Raw genomic sequence first — 22,112 nt, forward strand, 5'->3', positions numbered from 1 at the left:
GATGGACGACGGTCTGCGTTTCGCAATCCGTGAAGGCGGCCGTACCGTTGGCGCGGGCGTTGTTGCTAAAGTTCTCGGCTAATCGCTGATAACATTTGACGCAATGCGCAATAAAAGGGCATCATTTGATGCCCTTTTTGCACGCTTTCACATCAGAACCTGGCTCATCAGTGATTAATTTTGTCATAATCATTGCTGAGACAGGCTCTGCGGAGAGCGTATAATACGAAAAGCGAATAGCATTTCGATTGGTTTGCCTCGCACTCGCGGGGTGAAAATGTTTGTAGAATACTTCTGACAGGTTGGTTTATGAGTGCGAATACCGAAGCTCAAGGGAGCGGGCGCGGCCTGGAAGCGATGAAATGGGTAGTTGTAGCCGTGCTGCTGATTGTGGCGATTGTCGGCAACTATCTTTATCGTGACATGATGCTGCCGCTACGCGCGCTTGCAGTGGTAATTCTGATTGCTGCGGCGGGTGGTGTCGCGCTGTTGACGACAAAAGGCAAAGCGACCGTTGCGTTTGCCCGCGAAGCGCGTACCGAAGTCCGCAAGGTCATTTGGCCGACTCGCCAGGAAACATTGCACACCACGCTGATCGTAGCGGCGGTAACCGCTGTAATGTCACTGATCCTGTGGGGACTGGATGGTATTCTGGTTCGCCTGGTATCCTTTATCACTGGCCTGAGGTTCTGAGATGTCTGAAGCCCCTAAAAAGCGCTGGTACGTCGTTCAGGCGTTTTCCGGTTTTGAAGGCCGCGTAGCAACGTCGCTGCGTGAGCATATCAAATTACACAACATGGAAGAGTTGTTTGGCGAAGTTATGGTTCCGACCGAAGAAGTGGTTGAGATCCGTGGCGGCCAGCGTCGCAAAAGCGAGCGCAAATTCTTCCCGGGTTACGTGCTGGTTCAGATGGTTATGAACGACGCGAGCTGGCACCTGGTGCGCAGCGTGCCGCGCGTGATGGGCTTTATCGGCGGCACGTCTGACCGTCCGGCGCCAATCAGCGACAAAGAAGTTGATGCGATTATGAACCGCCTGCAGCAGGTGGGTGATAAGCCGCGTCCGAAAACGCTGTTTGAACCGGGTGAAATGGTTCGTGTTAATGACGGTCCGTTTGCTGACTTTAATGGCGTGGTTGAAGAAGTGGACTATGAGAAGTCCCGCCTGAAAGTTTCTGTTTCTATCTTCGGTCGTGCGACCCCGGTAGAGCTGGACTTTGCACAGGTAGAAAAAGCCTAAGCAGCGATCAAAAAAGCGACGATTTAATCGTTGCACAAGGCGCGGGATTGGAATACAATTTCGCGCCTTTTGTTTTTATGGGTCCCGGCCCGTAAAACGAATTTTATTCACGGGGAGCCTCCCTGAGGCGCTATTACCCAATCAGAGGATTTTAGAATGGCTAAGAAAGTACAAGCCTACGTCAAGCTGCAGGTTGCAGCTGGTATGGCGAACCCAAGTCCACCAGTTGGTCCAGCTCTGGGTCAGCAGGGTGTGAACATCATGGAATTCTGTAAAGCGTTCAACGCAAAAACGGAATCCCTGGAAAAAGGTCTGCCAATCCCAGTCGTAATCACTGTTTACGCTGACCGTTCTTTCACTTTCGTTACCAAAACCCCTCCAGCAGCAGTTCTGCTGAAGAAAGCGGCTGGTATCAAGTCTGGTTCCGGTAAACCGAACAAAGACAAAGTGGGTAAAATTTCCCGCGCTCAGCTGCAGGAAATCGCGCAGACCAAAGCTGCCGACATGACTGGTGCCGACATTGAAGCGATGACTCGCTCCATCGAAGGTACTGCACGTTCCATGGGCCTGGTAGTGGAGGACTAAGAAATGGCTAAACTGACCAAGCGCATGTCCGTGATCCGTGACAAAGTTGATGCGACCAAACAGTACGACATCAACGAAGCTATTGCTCTGCTGAAAGAACTGGCGACTGCTAAGTTCGTTGAAAGCGTTGACGTTGCCGTTAACCTGGGCATCGATGCTCGTAAATCCGATCAGAACGTTCGTGGCGCAACTGTACTGCCACACGGTACTGGCCGTTCCGTTCGCGTAGCTGTATTTGCTCAGGGTGCAAACGCTGAAGCTGCTAAAGCTGCCGGCGCTGAACTGGTAGGTATGGAAGATCTGGCTGATCAGATCAAGAAAGGCGAAATGAACTTTGACGTTGTTATTGCTTCTCCAGATGCAATGCGCGTTGTTGGCCAGCTGGGCCAGGTTCTGGGTCCACGCGGCCTGATGCCAAACCCGAAAGTGGGTACTGTAACCCCTAACGTTGCTGAAGCGGTTAAGAACGCTAAAGCAGGTCAGGTTCGTTACCGTAACGACAAAAACGGCATCATCCACACCACCATCGGTAAAGTGGACTTTGACGCTGACAAACTGAAAGAAAACCTGGAAGCTCTGCTGGTTGCGCTGAAAAAAGCTAAACCAACTCAGGCGAAAGGCGTGTACATCAAGAAAGTTAGCATCTCCACCACCATGGGTGCAGGTGTTGCAGTTGACCAGGCTGGCCTGAGCGCTGCTGCAAACTAATGCCTTTACGTGGGCGGTGATTTTGTCTACAATCTTACCCCCACGTTTGCTAACGAAAGTTAGCGGCTAAAAGATTTGTTCGTTGGAGCCTGGCCTATCCAGGCCTCCGTCGAAGACCGCAGGTGTTTCGCAAGAAACTTAATCCCCTGCGTAGACGGTGACAGAACGCTAAGATTATTTTTAATACTCTGGCTTGTTTCTGCTCACCGTATTAAGACGCTCTTCCCGTTGGGTTGAGTGAAGTGAGTTCCGGAACATGAGTTCCGGCAAACATCCAGGAGCAAAGCTAATGGCTTTAAATCTTCAAGACAAACAAGCGATTGTTGCTGAAGTCAGCGAAGTAGCCAAAGGCGCGCTGTCTGCAGTAGTTGCGGATTCCCGTGGCGTTACTGTAGACAAAATGACTGAACTGCGTAAAGCAGGTCGTGAAGCTGGCGTATACATGCGTGTTGTTCGTAACACCCTGCTGCGTCGCGTAGTTGAAGGTACTCAGTTCGAGTGCCTGAAAGACACGTTTGTTGGTCCGACCCTGATTGCATACTCTATGGAACACCCGGGCGCTGCTGCTCGTCTGTTCAAAGAGTTCGCGAAAGCGAATGCAAAATTTGAGGTCAAAGCTGCAGCCTTTGAAGGTGAGTTGATCCCGGCATCGCAAATCGATCGCCTGGCAACCCTGCCGACCTACGAAGAAGCAATTGCACGCCTGATGGCAACCATGAAAGAAGCTGCGGCTGGCAAACTGGTTCGCACTCTGGCTGCTGTACGCGATGCGAAAGAAGCTGCTTAATCGCAGTTATCTTTATAAAGCATTTGCTTACGTATAAACTTATTCTGATTTTCAGGAACAATTTAAATGTCTATCACTAAAGATCAAATCATTGAAGCAGTTGCAGCTATGTCCGTAATGGACGTTGTAGAGCTGGTATCTGCAATGGAAGAAAAATTCGGTGTTTCTGCTGCTGCTGCTGTAGCTGTAGCTGCTGGCCCGGCTGAAGCTGCTGAAGAAAAAACTGAATTCGACGTAATTCTGAAAGCTGCTGGCGCGAACAAAGTTGCTGTTATCAAAGCAGTACGTGGCGCAACTGGCCTGGGTCTGAAAGAAGCTAAAGACCTGGTAGAATCTGCTCCAGCTGCGCTGAAAGAAGGCGTGAGCAAAGACGACGCAGAAGCACTGAAAAAATCTCTGGAAGAAGCTGGCGCTGAAGTTGAAGTTAAATAAGCCAACTTTTCTGGTTGCAGCCTAAGCAATTAGGCTGATGGCTGGTGACTTTTTAGTCACCAGCCTTTTTGCGCTGTAAGGCATCAGTAGCATTTCACACTGTTTGACTGCTGATTGTCCTGACAATGCTTGTTTCTATCGACGACTTAATATACTGCGACAGGGTGCTCGCTCTGTGTAAATCGCAATGAAATGGTTTAAGCGTGATAGCAACAGGTATTGCGGAAAGTATTCAATTTTCCGGTCCACAAAATGGTGTTGCACAAACTGTCCCTTCGTCGGACAGATGGGTCGACTTGTCAGCGAGCTGAGGAACCCTATGGTTTACTCCTATACCGAGAAAAAACGTATTCGTAAGGATTTTGGTAAACGTCCACAAGTTCTGGACATTCCATATCTCCTTTCTATCCAGCTTGACTCGTTCCAGAAGTTTATCGAGCAAGATCCTGAAGGGCAGTACGGTCTGGAAGCAGCCTTCCGTTCCGTGTTCCCGATTCAGAGCTACAGCGGTAACTCCGAGCTGCAGTACGTCAGCTACCGCCTTGGCGAACCGGTGTTTGACGTTCAGGAATGTCAGATCCGTGGTGTGACCTATTCCGCACCGCTGCGCGTAAAACTGCGTCTGGTGATCTACGAGCGCGAAGCGCCGGAAGGCACCGTAAAAGACATTAAAGAACAAGAAGTCTACATGGGTGAGATTCCACTCATGACGGACAACGGTACTTTCGTTATCAACGGTACTGAGCGTGTTATCGTTTCCCAGCTGCATCGTAGCCCGGGCGTCTTCTTCGACAGCGATAAAGGTAAAACACACTCTTCCGGTAAAGTACTGTATAACGCACGCATCATTCCTTACCGTGGTTCATGGCTGGACTTCGAGTTCGATCCAAAAGACAACCTGTTTGTCCGTATCGACCGTCGTCGTAAACTGCCTGCAACCATCATTCTGCGTGCACTGAACTATACCACTGAGCAGATCCTGGACCTGTTCTTTGAGAAAGTGATCTTTGAAATCCGCGACAACAAGCTGCAGATGGAGCTGGTGCCGGAACGTCTGCGTGGTGAGACCGCGTCGTTCGACATCGAAGCCGACGGCAAAGTGTATGTGGAAAAAGGTCGCCGTATCACCGCGCGCCACATCCGCCAGCTGGAAAAAGATGATATCAAACACATCGAAGTTCCGGTTGAATACATTGCAGGAAAAGTAGCCGCGAAAGATTACGTTGATGAATCAACTGGCGAGCTGATCTGCCCGGCGAACATGGAGCTGAGCCTGGATCTGCTGGCTAAGTTGAGCCAGTCTGGTCACAAACGTATCGAAACGCTGTTCACCAACGATCTGGACCACGGTCCGTACATCTCTGAGACTGTACGCGTCGACCCAACCAACGATCGTCTGAGCGCGCTGGTAGAAATCTACCGCATGATGCGTCCTGGTGAGCCACCAACTCGCGAAGCGGCTGAAAGCCTGTTCGAGAACCTGTTCTTCTCCGAAGACCGCTACGATCTGTCCGCGGTCGGTCGTATGAAGTTCAACCGTTCTCTGCTGCGCGACGAGATTGAAGGTTCCGGTATCCTGAGCAAAGACGACATCATCGAAGTGATGAAGAAGCTCATTGATATCCGTAACGGCAAAGGCGAAGTGGACGATATCGACCACCTCGGCAACCGTCGTATCCGTTCCGTTGGCGAAATGGCGGAAAACCAGTTCCGCGTTGGCCTGGTACGTGTAGAGCGTGCGGTGAAAGAGCGTCTGTCTCTGGGCGATCTGGATACCCTGATGCCTCAGGATATGATCAACGCCAAGCCGATTTCTGCAGCAGTGAAAGAGTTCTTCGGTTCCAGCCAGCTGTCCCAGTTCATGGACCAGAACAACCCGCTGTCTGAGATCACGCACAAACGTCGTATCTCTGCACTCGGCCCAGGCGGTCTGACCCGTGAACGTGCAGGCTTTGAAGTTCGAGACGTACACCCGACTCACTACGGTCGCGTATGTCCAATCGAAACGCCTGAAGGTCCAAACATCGGTCTTATCAACTCCCTGTCCGTGTACGCGCAGACAAACGAATACGGTTTCCTTGAGACGCCGTATCGTAAAGTGACCGACGGTGTGGTTACCGACGAAATTCATTATCTGTCTGCTATCGAAGAAGGCAACTACGTTATCGCTCAGGCGAACTCCAACCTGGATGACGAAGGCCACTTTGTAGAAGATCTGGTTACCTGCCGTAGCAAAGGCGAATCCAGCTTGTTCAGCCGCGACCAGGTTGACTACATGGACGTATCCACCCAGCAGGTGGTATCCGTCGGTGCGTCCCTGATCCCGTTCCTGGAACACGATGACGCCAACCGTGCATTGATGGGTGCGAACATGCAACGTCAGGCCGTTCCAACTCTGCGCGCTGATAAGCCGCTGGTTGGTACCGGTATGGAACGTGCTGTTGCCGTTGACTCCGGTGTTACTGCAGTTGCTAAGCGTGGCGGTACCGTTCAGTACGTTGACGCATCCCGTATCGTTATCAAAGTTAACGAAGACGAGATGTATCCGGGCGAAGCGGGTATCGACATCTACAACCTGACCAAATACACCCGTTCTAACCAGAACACCTGTATCAACCAGATGCCTTGCGTATCTCTGGGTGAGCCAGTTGAGCGCGGCGACGTGCTGGCAGACGGTCCGTCCACCGACCTCGGTGAACTGGCGCTCGGTCAGAACATGCGCGTAGCGTTCATGCCGTGGAACGGTTACAACTTCGAAGACTCCATCCTCGTCTCCGAGCGTGTGGTTCAGGAAGATCGTTTCACCACCATCCACATTCAGGAACTGGCCTGTGTGTCCCGTGACACCAAGCTGGGGCCAGAAGAGATCACTGCCGACATCCCTAACGTGGGTGAAGCTGCGCTCTCCAAGCTGGATGAATCCGGTATTGTTTACATCGGTGCGGAAGTGACCGGCGGCGACATTCTGGTAGGTAAGGTGACGCCGAAAGGTGAAACCCAGCTGACCCCAGAAGAGAAACTGCTGCGTGCTATCTTCGGTGAGAAAGCGTCTGACGTTAAAGACTCTTCTCTGCGCGTACCAAACGGTGTTTCCGGTACGGTTATCGACGTTCAGGTCTTCACTCGTGATGGCGTTGAGAAAGATAAGCGTGCGCTGGAAATCGAAGAGATGCAGCTCAAACAGGCTAAGAAAGACCTGTCTGAAGAACTGCAGATCCTCGAAGCAGGTCTGTTCAGCCGTATCTATGCGGTGCTGGTTGCCGGTGGCGTTGAAGCTGAGAAGCTCGACAAACTGCCACGCGATCGCTGGCTGGAACTCGGCCTGACCGACGAAGAGAAACAAAATCAGCTGGAACAGCTGGCTGAGCAGTATGACGAACTGAAACACGAGTTCGAGAAAAAACTCGAAGCGAAACGCCGCAAAATCACTCAGGGCGACGATCTGGCACCAGGCGTGCTGAAGATTGTTAAGGTGTATCTGGCCGTTAAACGTCAGATCCAGCCTGGTGATAAGATGGCAGGTCGTCACGGTAACAAGGGTGTTATCTCTAAGATCAACCCGATCGAAGATATGCCGCACGATGCTAACGGTACGCCGGTAGATATCGTACTGAACCCACTGGGCGTACCGTCTCGTATGAACATTGGTCAGATCCTGGAAACTCACCTGGGTATGGCTGCGAAAGGTATTGGCGACAAGATTAACGCCATGCTGAAACAGCAGCAGGAAGTCGCGAAACTGCGCGAATTCATCCAGCGTGCCTACGATCTGGGTACCGACGTGCGTCAGAAAGTCGACCTGAACACCTTCAGCGATGAAGAAGTGCTGCGTCTGGCAGAGAACCTGCGCAAAGGTATGCCAATTGCAACGCCGGTATTCGACGGTGCAAAAGAAGCTGAAATCAAAGAGCTGCTGCAACTGGGTGGTCTGCCAACGTCTGGTCAGATTACGCTGTTTGACGGCCGTACCGGTGAACAGTTTGAGCGTCCAGTAACCGTAGGTTACATGTACATGCTGAAACTGAACCACCTGGTCGACGACAAGATGCACGCTCGTTCTACCGGTTCTTACAGCCTGGTTACTCAGCAGCCGCTGGGTGGTAAGGCACAGTTCGGTGGTCAGCGCTTCGGGGAGATGGAAGTGTGGGCGCTGGAAGCATACGGCGCGGCATACACCCTGCAGGAAATGCTCACCGTTAAGTCTGATGACGTGAACGGTCGTACCAAGATGTATAAAAACATCGTGGACGGCAACCATCAGATGGAACCAGGCATGCCAGAATCCTTCAACGTACTGTTGAAAGAGATTCGTTCGCTGGGTATCAACATCGAACTGGAAGACGAGTAATTCTCGCTCAAACAGGTCACTGGTGCCGGGTTAACCCCCGGCACCGGATTGTGCTAACTCCGACGGGAGCAAATCCGTGAAAGATTTATTAAAGTTTCTGAAAGCGCAGACTAAAACCGAAGAGTTTGATGCGATCAAAATTGCTCTGGCTTCGCCAGACATGATCCGTTCATGGTCTTTCGGTGAAGTTAAAAAGCCGGAAACCATCAACTACCGTACGTTCAAACCTGAGCGTGACGGCCTTTTCTGTGCGCGTATTTTCGGGCCAGTAAAAGACTACGAGTGCCTGTGCGGTAAGTACAAGCGCCTGAAACACCGCGGTGTGATCTGTGAGAAGTGCGGCGTTGAAGTGACCCAGACCAAAGTACGCCGTGAGCGTATGGGCCACATCGAGCTGGCGTCTCCGACTGCTCACATCTGGTTCCTGAAATCTCTGCCGTCCCGTATCGGTCTGCTGCTGGATATGCCGCTGCGCGATATCGAACGTGTTCTGTACTTCGAATCTTATGTAGTTATCGAAGGCGGGATGACGAACCTGGAACGTCACCAGATCCTGACTGAAGAGCAGTATCTGGACGCGCTGGAAGAGTTCGGTGACGAATTCGACGCGAAGATGGGTGCGGAAGCTATTCAGGCCCTGCTGAAGAGCATGGATCTGGAGCAGGAGTGCGAGCAGCTGCGTGAAGAGCTGAACGAAACCAACTCCGAAACCAAGCGTAAAAAGCTGACCAAGCGTATCAAACTGCTGGAAGCGTTCGTTCAGTCTGGTAACAAACCAGAGTGGATGATCCTGACCGTTCTGCCGGTTCTGCCGCCAGATCTGCGTCCGCTGGTTCCGCTGGATGGTGGTCGTTTCGCAACGTCCGATCTGAACGATCTGTATCGTCGCGTTATCAACCGTAACAACCGTCTGAAACGTCTGCTGGATCTGGCTGCGCCGGACATCATCGTACGCAACGAAAAACGTATGCTGCAGGAAGCGGTAGATGCCCTGCTGGATAACGGCCGTCGCGGTCGTGCGATCACCGGTTCTAACAAGCGTCCTCTGAAATCTTTGGCCGACATGATCAAAGGTAAGCAGGGTCGTTTCCGTCAGAACCTGCTCGGTAAGCGTGTTGACTACTCCGGTCGTTCTGTAATCACCGTAGGTCCATACCTACGTCTTCATCAGTGCGGTCTGCCGAAGAAAATGGCACTGGAGCTGTTCAAACCGTTCATCTACGGCAAGCTGGAGCTGCGTGGCCTGGCCACCACCATCAAAGCCGCTAAGAAAATGGTTGAGCGTGAAGAAGCTGTCGTTTGGGATATCCTGGACGAAGTTATCCGCGAACACCCGGTACTGCTGAACCGTGCACCAACCCTGCACCGTCTGGGTATTCAGGCATTTGAGCCAGTCCTGATCGAAGGTAAAGCTATCCAGCTGCACCCGCTGGTTTGTGCGGCCTATAACGCCGACTTCGATGGTGACCAGATGGCTGTTCACGTACCGCTGACGCTGGAAGCCCAGCTCGAAGCGCGTGCGCTGATGATGTCTACCAACAACATCCTGTCTCCAGCGAACGGTGAACCAATTATCGTTCCTTCTCAGGACGTTGTATTGGGTCTGTACTACATGACCCGTGACTGTGTTAACGCCAAAGGCGAAGGCATGGTGCTGACTGGCCCGAAAGAAGCTGAGCGTATTTATCGCGCTGGCCTGGCCTCTCTGCATGCGCGCGTTAAAGTGCGTATCACCGAATACGAAAAAGATGCAAACGGCGAATTCGTTGCGAAGACCAGCCTGAAAGACACGACCATTGGCCGTGCCATTCTGTGGATGATCGTACCGAAAGGTCTGCCTTTCTCCATCGTCAACCAGGCGCTGGGCAAGAAAGCGATCTCCAAAATGCTGAACACCTGTTACCGCATTCTGGGTCTGAAGCCGACCGTTATCTTCGCTGACCAGACAATGTATACCGGCTTTGCTTATGCAGCGCGTTCAGGTGCATCTGTTGGTATCGATGACATGGTCATCCCAGAGAAGAAACACGAGATCATCTCTGAAGCGGAAGCTGAAGTTGCTGAGATCCAGGAGCAGTTCCAGTCTGGTCTGGTAACCGCGGGCGAACGCTACAACAAAGTTATCGATATCTGGGCAGCGGCGAACGATCGTGTATCCAAAGCGATGATGGATAACCTGCAAACCGAAACCGTGATTAACCGTGACGGCGTCGAAGAGCAGCAGGTTTCCTTCAACAGCATCTACATGATGGCCGACTCCGGTGCGCGTGGTTCTGCAGCACAGATTCGTCAGCTGGCAGGTATGCGTGGTCTGATGGCGAAGCCAGATGGCTCCATCATCGAAACGCCAATCACCGCGAACTTCCGTGAAGGTCTGAACGTACTCCAGTACTTCATCTCCACGCACGGTGCGCGTAAAGGTCTGGCGGATACCGCACTGAAGACAGCGAACTCCGGTTATCTGACGCGTCGTCTGGTTGACGTTGCGCAGGATCTGGTTGTCACCGAAGACGATTGTGGCACCCTCGAAGGTATCACCATGACCCCGGTTATCGAGGGTGGTGATGTTAAAGAGCCGCTGCGCGATCGCGTACTGGGTCGTGTGACCGCGGAAGACATTCTGAAGCCGGGCACCGCAGACATTCTGGTTCCACGCAATACGCTGCTGCACGAACAGTGGTGTGACCTGCTGGAAGCGAACTCTGTTGACTCTGTGAAAGTGCGTTCCGTTGTATCCTGTGACACCGACTTTGGTGTGTGTGCGCACTGCTACGGTCGTGACCTGGCGCGTGGCCACATCATCAACAAAGGTGAAGCCATCGGCGTTATCGCGGCACAGTCCATCGGTGAGCCGGGTACACAGCTGACGATGCGTACGTTCCACATCGGTGGTGCGGCATCTCGTGCGGCTGCTGAATCCAGCATTCAGGTGAAAAACAAAGGTAGCATCAAGCTCAGCAACGCGAAGTCTGTTGTTAACTCCGCAGGCAAGCTGGTTGTGACCTCTCGTAACACCGAGCTGAAGCTGATTGACGAATTCGGTCGTACCAAAGAGAGCTATAAAGTGCCTTACGGTGCGGTTATGGCGAAAGGTGATGGCGAGCAGGTTGCCGGCGGTGAAACCGTTGCAAACTGGGATCCACACACCATGCCGGTAATCACCGAAGTAAGTGGTTTCATCCGCTTTACTGACATGATCGACGGCCAGACCATTACTCGTCAGACCGACGAGCTGACCGGTCTGTCTTCTCTGGTGGTTCTGGATTCTGCTGAACGTACTACCGGCGGTAAAGATCTGCGTCCTGCACTGAAAATCGTTGATGCTCAGGGGAACGACGTTCTGATCCCGGGTACCGATATGCCTGCGCAGTACTTCCTGCCGGGTAAAGCGATTGTACAGCTGGAAGATGGCGTACAGATCAGCTCTGGTGACACCCTGGCGCGTATTCCTCAGGAATCCGGCGGTACCAAGGACATCACCGGTGGTCTGCCACGCGTTGCGGACCTGTTCGAAGCACGTCGTCCGAAAGAGCCTGCAATCCTGGCTGAAATCAGCGGGATCATCTCCTTCGGTAAAGAGACTAAAGGTAAGCGCCGTCTGGTTATCACCCCAGTAGATGGCAGCGAGCCGTACGAAGAGATGATTCCTAAGTGGCGTCAGCTCAACGTGTTCGAAGGCGAACGTGTAGAACGTGGTGACGTAGTTTCCGACGGTCCAGAAGCGCCGCACGACATCCTGCGTCTGCGTGGTGTGCATGCTGTTACTCGTTACATTGTTAACGAAGTACAGGACGTATACCGCCTGCAGGGCGTTAAGATTAACGATAAGCACATCGAAGTTATCGTTCGTCAGATGCTGCGTAAAGCAACCATCGAAAACGCGGGCAGCTCCGACTTCCTGGAAGGCGAGCAGGTTGAATACTCACGCGTTAAGATCGCTAACCGCGATCTGGAAGCGAACGGCAAAATCGGTGCGACCTTCGCACGCGATCTGCTGGGTATCACCAAAGCGTCTCTGGCAACCGAGTCCTTCATCTCCGCAGCATCGTTCCAGGAAACGACTCGTGTCCTGACCGAAGCCGCTGTTGCGGGTAAACGTGATGAACTGCGCGGTCTGAAAGAGAACGTCATCGTGGGTCGTCTGATCCCTGCCGGTACCGGTTATGCGTACCATCAGGATCGTATGCGTCGTCGCGCAGCTGGCGAACTGCCAGCAGCACCGCAGGTTACTGCTGAAGATGCATCCGCGAGCCTGGCAGAACTGCTGAACGCAGGTCTGGGCGGTTCCGACAACGAGTAATCGTTGATGCCGTAAATAAAAAACCCGCCTCGGCGGGTTTTTTTATATCTGCATTTCTTCAATTCACTAACGGGATGCGTCGATAAAGCTCAATCATATCGCCCGCCAGATCCTGAATAACCATCGCGTTCATCAGGTGGTCCTGAGAATGAACGGTGATCAGGTTAACAGGCAGTTTCCCGGTCCCTTCGTCAAGTCCAATAAGCTGCGTCTGGATCGTATGCGCGTGCTTCACATATTCGCGGGATTCTTCCATCGCTTTTTCAGCTTCGTCAAACTCACCTTTACGCGCCATCTGCAGAGCCGTCAGGGCCGCACTGCGGGCCGCACCGGCGTTGACCAGCAGTTCCATGATTGTGGTTTCTAAGTCTTCCATTATGACTCCAGCAGTTTAAGCGCTTTTTCCAGTACGGCATCGCCTTTCATCATGCCGTAATCCATCATGTCGATCACCGCGACCTTTTTACCCAGCGGGTCGGCCTGTGCCTGCAGTTTAGCCTGCTCGTATTTGACCTGTGGCCCCAGTAATACGATGTCGGCCGTCGCGATATTGTCTTTAAACTCCGCAACCGGAACGGCTTTAATGGTGACTTCAACCCCTTTTTTCTGCGCGGCATCTTTCATACGTTGAACCAGCATGCTGGTTGACATTCCCGCTGCACAGCATAAAACGATGTTCTTCATAATCAGCCTCGATCTACATGTGTTTATTGATAATTATCCTGCGCAGAGAGCTTCAACAACCGCTTTACCGCGATTGTGTGTCAGGCATCACAAAGAAAGCGGCATTTTTCTGAAACCGGTTACAATTCTTCGAGTAAGAGAGAAAGTCAGCCGACGGCAGTGCGAACAATACGATTTTTTCCCTGCTTTTTAGCACTGTAGAGCGCGTTATCAACGCTACCTACAAATTGTTCCAGCGGTTCGAAGTGCCATTCACCCAGACCCGCGCTGAACGTGACGTGAAGATTGTCTTCCCGCCATACGCGTCTTTCAACGGCGGTGCGCCATGCGTCAAGCAATGAAAATGCGGCAGCGATCTGCTCGGCCTGGAAAATTACCGCGAACTCTTCACCACCATAGCGATAGACCGAGACGTGGTGGGGCTGCATTATCTGGATCCCCTCGCGCGCCACGTTACGCAGGACAATGTCGCCGCTCAGGTGTCCCCACGTGTCGTTAATTGACTTGAAGTTATCAATATCAACCAGCGCCATCGCGAAAGGCTGGTGGGTATTTAATAATTCCTCCACATCGTTATCGAACGCACGGCGGTTTTTGCAACCGGTCAGCGCATCGTGAGTGGCCTGACGAACATACGCCATCTCACGCTCTTTATTGGACTGAATGGTGCGGCTCAGCATCGCTTCCAGACGCGGCGCCTGGCTCACATCGCCCGTTTTGATCGCATTGATAATGGTCATCAACACGGTACGCGAGGCATGACGCAGATAGAGGCCGAAGAGAATGATAATGATGGCCGCCAGCGCGAAACCCCAGCCTACGATCGTCGTTTCGTGTCGGGTGATATCGGTAAGCGTTGCGCCAGAGACCCTGTAGATGACAAACCAGTCCGGATTGGTAAATGAGTAGTAGTAATACCAGGCGTCGGTTTTCTTATCGTAAAGGTGGCCTTCGCCGCTGGTCATTTTATCCATCAGCGCTTCGCTGACGTATTGTTTGAAAAGCACGCCCGTATCAGGGTGCAGTACGACGGCGCCATCGCGTTCGACGACGAAGAATTCCCCCTGAACAGGGGCGACCATCTGACGCAGGGTGTAGCCCATTGACGTTAAGTCGAGATGAAACGCAATCGTACCTTTAAGTCGACCTTCTGGTGAAATCAACGGCTTATAGAGTGTGACCGTCGGATGACCGTTGAAGTAGTCCATATAGGGACGGGTGTAGTGGCTGAATATACTGGCTTCAGCATGGGCGACAAACCACGGACGCGTCCGGGGATCGAAGGTTTTACTCTTTTCCGTCTGGAGCACTTCCGGGGCGCGCAGATAATGTCCCTGCGTGTCTGCCAGCGAGATGGATGACACGGTCGGCATCAGGTTTTGCAAATGCATCATCATCTGCAGCCCTTGCGTCGGGTTGACGTTGAGGGTCTCGTTTAGCCTGTCATCGCGTGCAAAGTACATCGCGGAGCGGCCCAGGATATAGTCGTTTTCACGCAGGATTGACTCGGTGTAGTTCACCGCAAGGTTATGGGTGAAATTGCCATTAATCTTATGATAGTCCTCAAGGAAATCCTTTCGTTGTGAAAGGGTTACCACGACCGCGATCAGCGCAAAACTGCACAGAATCCCCGCGAAGCTGAGCATAATGGGTCGGGTGAAAGAGAGCTTTTTGCTGTAAAGTGCCATGAGTTGTACATCGATCCTGATGGTGAATATTTTTCGTCTGCCGATATCCTCTCAGCATAGTCGCTGTCCTGCGGTTAGCGGTGAATTATACGGAACACGATTTCAGGCGAGATGATTTATCTTAAGAATCACTAAGAAATTCCTTATCCATACTTTTGCGCCCCTCTTATGCACGGAATCGGAGGCAGGGCGAAACGAGGAAGAAGCTTTTCGCCCTGGTCAGCGTCCGTTGCTGACCTGATGAAAATAAAAAACCGGACGAGCGCTGACAATCATCCGGTTTTACCTTTCCGTAACGCCTCGATAATTTTCTACCGTGTTGCAGTGCGTTACATCGTCATTGCGAGGCTCTTCCCAGCCAGCTGTCCCAGTCTTTCCAGACAGGCTGTAAACCCTGTGCCGCCAGGGCGGCGGCAACGGCTTCCGGACGCCGTCCGTCATGCGGTGCAAACTGCTCCAGCTCCGGATGATCGTCTGCATACCCGCCCGGCTGCGTTTTGGAAAACGCGCTGACGTTGTTAATCGCCAGCGGGATGACGCGATCGCGAAACGCCGGGGATTCACGCGTTGAGAGCGATAACTCCACTTCCGGGGCGAGCAGGCGAAACGCGCAGATGGTCTGCACCAGCTGGCGTTCATCCATCAGCGAAGCCGGTTCAATGCCGCCTGCGCAGGGGCGCAGGCGTGGGAAGGAGATGGAGTATCGGGTCTGCCAGTAGTGCTGTTGCAGCCACAGCAGATGTTCTGCCACCATGTAGCAATCTACCCGCCAGCTGTCGGAAAGCCCAATTAGCGCACCCAGCCCGATTTTGTCGATCCCGGCGCGGCCCAGCCTGTCCGGCGTTTCCAGCCGGAAGAAAAAATCCTGCTTCTTCCCTTTCAGGTGATGCCGCGCGTACGTCGTCTCGTGGTAGGTTTCCTGATAGACCATAACGCCGTCCAGCCCGAGCGTTTTTAACTCCGCATACTCGTCCTGCGACAGGGGCTGAACCTCCATCTGCAACGACGCAAACTCCCGACGTATCGCAGGCAGATGCTGGCGGAAATAGTCCATTCCCACTTTTCCCTGATGCTCGCCCGTGACCAGAAGAAGATGCTCAAAACCCATTTCACGAATGGCCGCACACTCGCGGGCAATCTCACCTTCATCAAGCGTTTTACGCCTGATGCGGTTGCTCATGGAAAAACCACAGTAGGTACAGTCGTTGGCGCACAGGTTCGAAAGATAGAGCGGGACGTAGAAGCTCACCGTGTTGCCAAACCGCTGCCGGGTGAGGCGCTGGGCGCGCTGCGCCATCGGTTCAAGGTAGGCGCTGGCCGCCGGGGAGAGCAGGGCCATCAGATCCTCTCGGGTCAGCTGACGGGCGTGCAGCGCGCGCTCCACGTCAGCCGCCGTTTTGCTGTTGATGCGCAGGGCAATATCGTCCCAGTTAAGCTCGCGCCAGCGCTCGGTAAACGTGCTCATGAGAGCGCCTCCAGAAAGCCGGTCAGCGGGCTGGTGGCCTGTGCCTGAAAACTGCGCGAGCCGGGGCCGGACTCTCTGGCCAGTATGCCAGCCTCCACGGCGAGACGAAACGCACGCGCCATCATGACCGGGTCGTCGGCCACCGCAATGGCGGTATTCACCAGCACCGCGTCGGCACCCATTTCCAGCGCCTGCGCGGCATGGCTGGGCACGCCGATCCCCGCATCCACCACCACCGGCACGGTCGCCTGCTCGATGATGATCTCCAGCATCGCGCGGGTTTCCAGCCCCTGATTGGAGCCAATGGGCGCCCCCAGCGGCATGACGGCGGCGCAGCCGACCTCTTCCAGACGCTTACACAGCACGGGATCCGCGCCGCAGTAAGGCAGAACGGTAAACCCCTGCTGCACCAGCTTTTCTGCGGCTTTCAGGGTCTCGATGGGGTCGGGCAGCAGCCAGCGGGCATCCGGGTGAATTTCCAGCTTCAGCCAGCGGGTGCCGAGCGCTTCCCGCGCCAGCTGTGCGGCGAAAATCGCCTCCTCGGCCGTTTTCGCGCCGGAGGTGTTGGGCAGCAGCGTCACGCCTGCCTCCAGTAGCGGCGCAAGTATGGCATCGTTGTGCTGGCGCAGATCCACGCGCTTCATCGCCAGCGTCACCAGCTGGCTGCCACTTTCACGAATAGCATCCACCATCAGCTGCGGCGAGGCGAATTTGCCGGTTCCGGTAAACAGATGTGAATCAAAGACTTTATCAGCAATACGTAACATCTCAGCCCCCTGCGATAACCTGAAACAGCAGGATCTGGTCGCCTTCATTGACCTGCTGAAGTTCCCACTGCTCGCGCGGCAGGATCTGTTGATTGAGCGCCAGCGCCGTTCCCGGCTTGAGCTGGCGCAATTTGTCGAGCAGGGCGGCAACGGTGAGACCGTCGTCGCACGTCATCGGCTCATCGTTAAACAGAATGCGCATCGTGGCCTCCGCATACCGGGCAGTGGCTGGCGCGGTGTAGTGCCAGATGGCGCCAGCCGCTGGAGCGGGCGTCGAACAGCCGGAGCGTGTTGCGTTCCGTCTCCATGCCGCTGAGCAGCTTGATAGCCTCCAGTGCCTGAAGGGTACCCATCACGCCCACCACCGGGCCAAGAATGCCTGCCGTGCGGCAGTTACGCTCCGGTTCAGCCTCGTCCGGCCACAGGCAGCGGTAACAGCCCTGCGCCCACGGCGGCGTAAGTACCATTATCTGCCCGCCGAAACCGACCGCGCTGGCGGTGATCAGCGGCGTGTTCTGTGCAACACAGGCCGCGTTGATGGCCTGACGCGTCGCCATGTTGTCCGTGCAGTCCAGCACCGCGTCGGCAAGGGCAACTTCACGTTGCAGCTCGTCTCCGCTAAGCCGCGTCTGGAGCGCAATCAGTTCGATATCCGGATTAAGCTGGTTAAGCCGCTGCCGGGTGATCTGCGCTTTAGGCTGGTTAACATCTTCAGTCGTGAAGAGGATTTGCCGTTGCAGGTTGCTGAGGTGCACCTCGTCGTCATCGGCCAGCACCAGCGTGCCCACGCCCGCACCGGCCAGATACAGCGCGGCGGGGGCGCCTAATCCGCCCAGGCCGATAATCAGTACCCGGCTGGCAAGCAGCTTTTGCTGCCCGTCAATGGCGATATCCTCCAGCAGGATCTGGCGGCTGTAGCGCATAAAATCGCGGTCATTCATCGCCCGCTCCTGCCAGCTGTAAAAGCTGCGCGGTGGCGGACCGCCAGTCTGCCGCCTGGGTGATAGCGCTGACGACGGCGATACTGCCGACGCCGGTCTCCAGCACCGCCGGGGCGCGTTCAAGGCTGATTCCACCGATGGCGACGGTCGGGTAATCGGCAAGGCGCTTAACGTGGCTCGCCAGCTGCGTCAGACCCTGCGGGGCAGAAGGCATCTGCTTGGTTTGCGTCGGAAAAACGTGACCGAGGGCGATGTAGGAGGGGCGGGCCGCCAGCGCCACGTCGATTTCCATATCATCGTGTGTTGAAACGCCAAGGCGCAGGCCAGCCTGGCGAATGGCGTTCAGATCGGTGGTTTCCAGATCCTCCTGGCCCAAATGCACGCCGTACGCCCGGTGCTTAACGGCCAGCCGCCAGTAGTCGTTGATAAACAGGCGAGCAGTGTAGCGATGCCCCAGCGCGATGGCGGCGACGACGTCGGCCTCCACCTCTTCATCACGCTTATCTTTGATGCGCAGCTGGAGGGTGCGAACGCCGGCCTCCAGCAGGCGGGCGATCCACTCCACGCTGTCCACCACCGGGTAAAGCCCTAAGCGAAAGGGCACGGAGGGGAAATCGGGCTTGTACATTACGCCTCCTCTTTTTTGAGGTAAATTTCGCCGCCTCTGGCGCGGAAGGTTTCCGACATGTCCGCCATACCGACTTCAATGGTCTGCGCGGCGGCGTAATCCCGCACCTCCTGGCTGATTTTCATCGAGCAGAATTTTGGCCCGCACATGGAGCAGAAGTGCGCCACCTTGCCCGACTCCTGCGGCAGGGTCTCGTCGTGATAGGCGCGGGCGGTAAACGGATCCAGCGCCAGGTTAAACTGGTCTTCCCAGCGGAATTCAAAGCGCGCTTTGGACATGGCGTTATCGCGGATTTGCGCGCCCGGGTGGCCTTTCGCCAGATCCGCCGCGTGAGCGGCAATCTTATAGGTAATCAGTCCCTGCTTTACGTCCTCTTTGTTGGGCAGGCCGAGGTGCTCTTTCGGCGTCACGTAGCAGAGCATGGCGCAGCCAAACCAGCCGATCATCGCCGCGCCAATCCCGGAGGTGAAGTGGTCGTAGCCCGGTGCGATATCTGTGGTCAACGGCCCCAGGGTGTAGAACGGCGCTTCGTGGCAGTGCTCCAGCTCCTCGGTCATGTTGCGGCGTATCATCTGCATCGGCACGTGGCCCGGGCCTTCAATCATCACCTGCACGTCATACTCCCAGGCGATTTTGGTCAGCTCGCCCAGGGTGTGCAGCTCGGCAAACTGCGCTTCGTCGTTGGCATCGCGGATGGAGCCCGGACGCAGGCCGTCGCCCAGTGACAGGGAGACGTCGTACGCGGCGCAGATTTCGCAGATCTCGCGGAAGTGCTCGTAGAGGAAGTTTTCCTGATGATGGGACAGGCACCACTTCGCCATGATGGAGCCACCCCGCGAGACGATGCCGGTCAGACGTTTCGCCGTCATCGGTACGTAGCGCAGCAGCACGCCCGCGTGGATGGTGAAGTAGTCCACGCCCTGTTCCGCCTGCTCCAGCAGCGTGTCGCGGAACGCTTCCCAGGTGAGGTTTTCAGCAATGCCGTTGACCTTCTCCAGCGCCTGGTAAATCGGGACGGTACCAATCGGCACCGGGCTGTTACGCAGGATCCACTCGCGGGTTTCGTGGATGTAACGGCCAGTGGAGAGGTCCATCACCGTGTCCGCGCCCCAGCGCGTGGACCAGACCAGCTTTTCCACCTCTTCTTCGATGGACGAGGTGACGGCAGAGTTGCCGATGTTGGCGTTGACCTTCACCAGGAAGTTGCGGCCGATAATCATCGGCTCCGATTCCGGGTGGTTGATGTTGGCGGGGATAATCGCGCGCCCGGCGGCCACTTCGTCACGCACAAACTCCGGCGTGATGTTCTCCGGCAGGCGAGCGCCAAAGCCTTCACCCGGATGCTGGTGGCGCAATATTTCGCTGCGGATGCGCTCGCGGCCCATGTTTTCGCGAATGGCGATGAACTCCATCTCCGGCGTGACGATACCCTGGCGCGCGTAGTGCAGCTGGGTTACGCACTTGCCCGCTCTGGCGCGTTTTGGCGTCAGCAGGCCGGTAAAGCGCAGCTCGTCCAGGCCGTCGTCGGCCAGGCGTTCTTTGGTGTACGCAGAACTGCGTACGCTCAGTTCTTCGCAGTCGTTACGCGCCTCAATCCACGGCTGGCGCAGCTTTGCCAGACCTTGCTGGACGTTGATAGCAACATCAGGATCGCCGTACGGGCCGGAGGTGTCGTATACCGGCACGGCTTCGTTGTCTTCATACTGGGGGTTCTCTTTGCTGCCGCCGATAAGCGTCGGGCTGAGCTGGATTTCGCGCATCGGGACGCGGATATCGGCCTGTGAACCGGTGATGTAGATGCGTTTCGAGTTCGGGAAAGCGGTGCCTTCCAGGGTGTCGATGAAGTGTTGGGCCTGTGCACGCTGTTCGCGGCGGGTCAGTTTTGTTGTAGACATAGCTCATTCCAGAAGTGAAGGACATGGCTTGTCAGACGACGGATGAAGCAAGAGGAGATCGCCCCAGGGGCGATACAACAGCAGCGTGACTCTTGTTCCCTTCGCAGGTATTAACCTGATCAGGTTCCGCGGATCCCGAATTAACGGTCTCAGCCCGTGCTTACACACTGGGCACTCCGACAAGAAAAATCCCCCTCCGCAGAGGGGCGACTGGTTGTAAATTACTCGTTAACGGTTAAGAACTCAAGCAGGGCGCGCAACGTTATCGCTGCTGCTGATATTCAGGTTGTTATCCAGTACGAGGGCGATGAGCTTATCTTCCAGCGTGAATCGCTCTTCCAGCGCTTCGCCCAGGTCCGAAAGCGCCTGCTGGAACTCAAGATAGTTATCGTGATCGATGGCGTTCTCGAGCGTGGAATCGTAATAGTCCATGATCTGCTGGGTATTGGCTTCCAGCTGCGGACAGAGTTTGCTGGCCGCTAAATACGGCGTTGTCCCTTCCATTTCGCGGATAATGCGTTCATAAATGTTGAAATGGCCGTCGGACAGGTAGTCGACAAGGCTCTGACAAAAATCATCCAGCGCTTTTTCGTTCAGCCGCATAAAGGATTCTTTGCCAGGCTTAAGACCGACCAGATTGTAATACGCCACAAGGAGATGCTTGCGCACATGTAGCCAGCGATCCACCAGGGTGTTACTTCCTCCAACGCGCTCAGTCAGGCTTTCCAGCTGGTTTAACATGGTCGACTCCATAAGGTTTAGAATGGGATCTGCTTATCCAAAATGTAACCACAATGCTAACAACATGTCAGTGAAGCGAAGGTAGTGCAATAGATATGGATCGTATTATTGAAAAATCAGATCTGGGTTGGTGGATCGTCAGCCACGAACAAAAATTATGGCTGCCCTCAGGAGAGTTGCCCTACGGTGCCGCGGAAACGTTCGATCTGGTGGGCCAGCCCGCGCTGAAGATTGGCGAATGGCAGGGCGATCCCGTGTGGTTGATCCAACAGGCGCGCCGTCAGGATATGGGATCCGTACGTCAGGTGTTAGATCTTGACGTCGGCCTGTTCCAGCTGGCGGGGCGCGGCGTGCAGCTGGCGGAGTTTTACCGTTCGCACAAATATTGCGGTTACTGCGGCCACACCATGCACCCAAGCAAAACCGAATGGGCGCTGCTCTGCGGCCACTGCCGTGAACGCTACTACCCGCAAATCGCGCCGTGCATCATCGTTGCCATCCGCCGTGATGATTCCATCCTGCTGGCGCAACATACCCGTCATCGCAACGGCATTCATACCGTCCTCGCCGGGTTCGTGGAAGTAGGCGAAACGCTGGAGCAGGCGGTGGCGCGCGAGGTGATGGAGGAGAGCAGCATCAAGGTGAAGAACCTGCGCTACGTGACCTCCCAGCCGTGGCCGTTCCCAATGTCTCTGATGACCGCGTTTATGGCGGAATATGACAGCGGCGAGATTGTTATCGACCAGAAAGAGCTGCTGGAGGCGAACTGGTACCGCTACGACAATTTACCGCTGTTACCCCCTCCGGGAACGGTGGCGCGTCGCCTGATAGAAGATACCGTGGCAATGTGTCGGGCCGAGTATGAGTAGTGTTACACTGACGGACTGACGCAATAAGGAACTG

General features: G+C 54.8%; 20 protein-coding genes and 1 riboswitch. Of the genes, 10 read left to right on the forward strand and 10 right to left on the reverse strand.

Annotated elements, in window-relative coordinates; all coding sequences use genetic code 11:
* The 9 genes from IM303_RS21705 to rpoC all read left to right on the forward strand — a co-directional run.
* The coding region (locus IM303_RS21705) for a hypothetical protein (protein ID WP_000340867.1) at positions 1–82 on the forward strand (82 nt) is incomplete at its 5' end.
* A 227-nt stretch (positions 83–309) separates the two neighbouring features.
* On the forward strand, positions 310–693 hold the full coding sequence (secE, locus tag IM303_RS21710; RefSeq protein WP_003862342.1) for a preprotein translocase subunit SecE: 384 nt from the start codon (positions 310–312) through the stop codon (positions 691–693).
* A gap of 1 nt (position 694) precedes the next feature.
* Complete coding sequence (nusG, locus tag IM303_RS21715; protein WP_003862341.1) at positions 695–1,240, forward strand: transcription termination/antitermination protein NusG; 546 nt, start codon at positions 695–697, stop codon at positions 1,238–1,240.
* 156 nt (positions 1,241–1,396) lie between these two features.
* Entirely contained in the window at positions 1,397–1,825 is a 429-nt protein-coding gene (rplK, locus tag IM303_RS21720; RefSeq protein ID WP_008503452.1) for a 50S ribosomal protein L11, read from the forward strand.
* Between the two features lie 3 nt (positions 1,826–1,828).
* Entirely contained in the window at positions 1,829–2,533 is a 705-nt protein-coding gene (gene rplA / locus IM303_RS21725; protein WP_006810530.1) for a 50S ribosomal protein L1, read from the forward strand.
* A gap of 289 nt (positions 2,534–2,822) precedes the next feature.
* Complete coding sequence (gene rplJ / locus IM303_RS21730; protein ID WP_003862338.1) at positions 2,823–3,320, forward strand: 50S ribosomal protein L10; 498 nt, start codon at positions 2,823–2,825, stop codon at positions 3,318–3,320.
* A 66-nt stretch (positions 3,321–3,386) separates the two neighbouring features.
* On the forward strand, positions 3,387–3,752 hold the full coding sequence (rplL, locus tag IM303_RS21735) for a 50S ribosomal protein L7/L12 (protein ID WP_002445276.1): 366 nt from the start codon (positions 3,387–3,389) through the stop codon (positions 3,750–3,752).
* A 319-nt stretch (positions 3,753–4,071) separates the two neighbouring features.
* Positions 4,072–8,100 (forward strand): DNA-directed RNA polymerase subunit beta, encoded by a 4,029-nt coding sequence (gene rpoB, locus IM303_RS21740; protein ID WP_015569976.1) that lies wholly within the window; start codon positions 4,072–4,074, stop codon positions 8,098–8,100.
* A 76-nt stretch (positions 8,101–8,176) separates the two neighbouring features.
* Positions 8,177–12,400 carry a DNA-directed RNA polymerase subunit beta' gene (gene rpoC / locus IM303_RS21745; RefSeq protein ID WP_028015097.1) on the forward strand — a complete coding sequence of 1,408 codons (4,224 nt, stop codon included), beginning with the start codon at positions 8,177–8,179 and terminating at the stop codon, positions 12,398–12,400.
* 58 nt (positions 12,401–12,458) lie between these two features.
* Here rpoC and IM303_RS21750 read toward each other — a convergent pair whose 3' ends face one another.
* The 10 genes from IM303_RS21750 to IM303_RS21795 all read right to left on the reverse strand — a co-directional run bounded on the left by IM303_RS21750 (position 12,459) and on the right by IM303_RS21795 (position 21,209).
* The gene (locus IM303_RS21750) at positions 12,459–12,776 is read right to left on the reverse strand and encodes a PTS lactose/cellobiose transporter subunit IIA (protein WP_008503455.1); all 318 of its coding nucleotides are present in this window, start codon (positions 12,774–12,776) and stop codon (positions 12,459–12,461) included.
* Complete coding sequence (locus IM303_RS21755; protein WP_010425948.1) at positions 12,776–13,084, reverse strand: PTS sugar transporter subunit IIB; 309 nt, start codon at positions 13,082–13,084, stop codon at positions 12,776–12,778. The genes IM303_RS21750 and IM303_RS21755 overlap by 1 nt, the downstream gene beginning before the upstream one ends.
* A gap of 146 nt (positions 13,085–13,230) precedes the next feature.
* Positions 13,231–14,772, reverse strand: a complete 1,542-nt coding sequence (locus IM303_RS21760; RefSeq protein WP_193360247.1) for a sensor domain-containing diguanylate cyclase — start codon at positions 14,770–14,772, stop codon at positions 13,231–13,233.
* A 337-nt stretch (positions 14,773–15,109) separates the two neighbouring features.
* The gene (gene thiH, locus IM303_RS21765; protein ID WP_048999971.1) at positions 15,110–16,237 is read right to left on the reverse strand and encodes a 2-iminoacetate synthase ThiH; all 1,128 of its coding nucleotides are present in this window, start codon (positions 16,235–16,237) and stop codon (positions 15,110–15,112) included.
* Positions 16,234–17,004, reverse strand: a complete 771-nt coding sequence (gene thiG / locus IM303_RS21770) for a thiazole synthase (protein ID WP_193360248.1) — start codon at positions 17,002–17,004, stop codon at positions 16,234–16,236. The genes thiH and thiG overlap by 4 nt, the downstream gene beginning before the upstream one ends.
* Position 17,005: 1 nt before the next feature.
* Positions 17,006–17,206 carry a sulfur carrier protein ThiS gene (thiS, locus tag IM303_RS21775; RefSeq protein ID WP_028015101.1) on the reverse strand — a complete coding sequence of 67 codons (201 nt, stop codon included), beginning with the start codon at positions 17,204–17,206 and terminating at the stop codon, positions 17,006–17,008.
* On the reverse strand, positions 17,190–17,945 hold the full coding sequence (locus IM303_RS21780) for a HesA/MoeB/ThiF family protein (protein ID WP_193360249.1): 756 nt from the start codon (positions 17,943–17,945) through the stop codon (positions 17,190–17,192). Before IM303_RS21780 ends, thiS begins: the two co-directional genes overlap by 17 nt.
* Entirely contained in the window at positions 17,938–18,573 is a 636-nt protein-coding gene (gene thiE, locus IM303_RS21785) for a thiamine phosphate synthase (protein ID WP_150145492.1), read from the reverse strand. Before thiE ends, IM303_RS21780 begins: the two co-directional genes overlap by 8 nt.
* Positions 18,573–20,468 carry a phosphomethylpyrimidine synthase ThiC gene (gene thiC / locus IM303_RS21790; protein ID WP_041911590.1) on the reverse strand — a complete coding sequence of 632 codons (1,896 nt, stop codon included), beginning with the start codon at positions 20,466–20,468 and terminating at the stop codon, positions 18,573–18,575. Before thiC ends, thiE begins: the two co-directional genes overlap by 1 nt.
* Before the next feature lie 79 nt (positions 20,469–20,547).
* Positions 20,548–20,657, reverse strand: a riboswitch (TPP riboswitch).
* A 54-nt stretch (positions 20,658–20,711) separates the two neighbouring features.
* Complete coding sequence (locus tag IM303_RS21795; RefSeq protein WP_028015105.1) at positions 20,712–21,209, reverse strand: Rsd/AlgQ family anti-sigma factor; 498 nt, start codon at positions 21,207–21,209, stop codon at positions 20,712–20,714.
* 95 nt (positions 21,210–21,304) lie between these two features.
* On the opposite strand from IM303_RS21795, the gene nudC reads away from it, so the two are divergent.
* A complete protein-coding gene (nudC, locus tag IM303_RS21800; protein WP_045630297.1) occupies positions 21,305–22,078 on the forward strand; it encodes an NAD(+) diphosphatase in 774 nt (257 codons plus the stop codon).
* The last annotated feature ends 34 nt before the right edge of the window (positions 22,079–22,112 follow it).

Source organism: Enterobacter cloacae complex sp. P38RS, assembly GCF_014930775.1.
GTDB classification, from domain to species: Bacteria; Pseudomonadota; Gammaproteobacteria; order Enterobacterales; family Enterobacteriaceae; genus Enterobacter; species Enterobacter bugandensis.

What these genes read in the sequence shown, in the direction of transcription:
- secE (WP_003862342.1), top strand. Translation starts at nt 310, where the DNA reads ATGAGTGCGAATACCGAAGCTCAAGGGAGCGGGCGCGGCCTGGAAGCG.
- nusG (WP_003862341.1), top strand. Translation starts at nt 695, where the DNA reads ATGTCTGAAGCCCCTAAAAAGCGCTGGTACGTCGTTCAGGCGTTTTCC.
- rplK (WP_008503452.1), top strand. Translation starts at nt 1,397, where the DNA reads ATGGCTAAGAAAGTACAAGCCTACGTCAAGCTGCAGGTTGCAGCTGGT.
- rplA (WP_006810530.1), top strand. Translation starts at nt 1,829, where the DNA reads ATGGCTAAACTGACCAAGCGCATGTCCGTGATCCGTGACAAAGTTGAT.
- rplJ (WP_003862338.1), top strand. Translation starts at nt 2,823, where the DNA reads ATGGCTTTAAATCTTCAAGACAAACAAGCGATTGTTGCTGAAGTCAGC.
- rplL (WP_002445276.1), top strand. Translation starts at nt 3,387, where the DNA reads ATGTCTATCACTAAAGATCAAATCATTGAAGCAGTTGCAGCTATGTCC.
- rpoB (WP_015569976.1), top strand. Translation starts at nt 4,072, where the DNA reads ATGGTTTACTCCTATACCGAGAAAAAACGTATTCGTAAGGATTTTGGT.
- IM303_RS21750 (WP_008503455.1), bottom strand. Translation starts at nt 12,776, where the DNA reads ATGGAAGACTTAGAAACCACAATCATGGAACTGCTGGTCAACGCCGGT.
- IM303_RS21755 (WP_010425948.1), bottom strand. Translation starts at nt 13,084, where the DNA reads ATGAAGAACATCGTTTTATGCTGTGCAGCGGGAATGTCAACCAGCATG.
- IM303_RS21760 (WP_193360247.1), bottom strand. Translation starts at nt 14,772, where the DNA reads ATGGCACTTTACAGCAAAAAGCTCTCTTTCACCCGACCCATTATGCTC.
- thiH (WP_048999971.1), bottom strand. Translation starts at nt 16,237, where the DNA reads ATGAGCACGTTTACCGAGCGCTGGCGCGAGCTTAACTGGGACGATATT.
- thiG (WP_193360248.1), bottom strand. Translation starts at nt 17,004, where the DNA reads ATGTTACGTATTGCTGATAAAGTCTTTGATTCACATCTGTTTACCGGA.
- thiS (WP_028015101.1), bottom strand. Translation starts at nt 17,206, where the DNA reads ATGCGCATTCTGTTTAACGATGAGCCGATGACGTGCGACGACGGTCTC.
- IM303_RS21780 (WP_193360249.1), bottom strand. Translation starts at nt 17,945, where the DNA reads ATGAATGACCGCGATTTTATGCGCTACAGCCGCCAGATCCTGCTGGAG.
- thiE (WP_150145492.1), bottom strand. Translation starts at nt 18,573, where the DNA reads ATGTACAAGCCCGATTTCCCCTCCGTGCCCTTTCGCTTAGGGCTTTAC.
- thiC (WP_041911590.1), bottom strand. Translation starts at nt 20,468, where the DNA reads ATGTCTACAACAAAACTGACCCGCCGCGAACAGCGTGCACAGGCCCAA.
- IM303_RS21795 (WP_028015105.1), bottom strand. Translation starts at nt 21,209, where the DNA reads ATGTTAAACCAGCTGGAAAGCCTGACTGAGCGCGTTGGAGGAAGTAAC.
- nudC (WP_045630297.1), top strand. Translation starts at nt 21,305, where the DNA reads ATGGATCGTATTATTGAAAAATCAGATCTGGGTTGGTGGATCGTCAGC.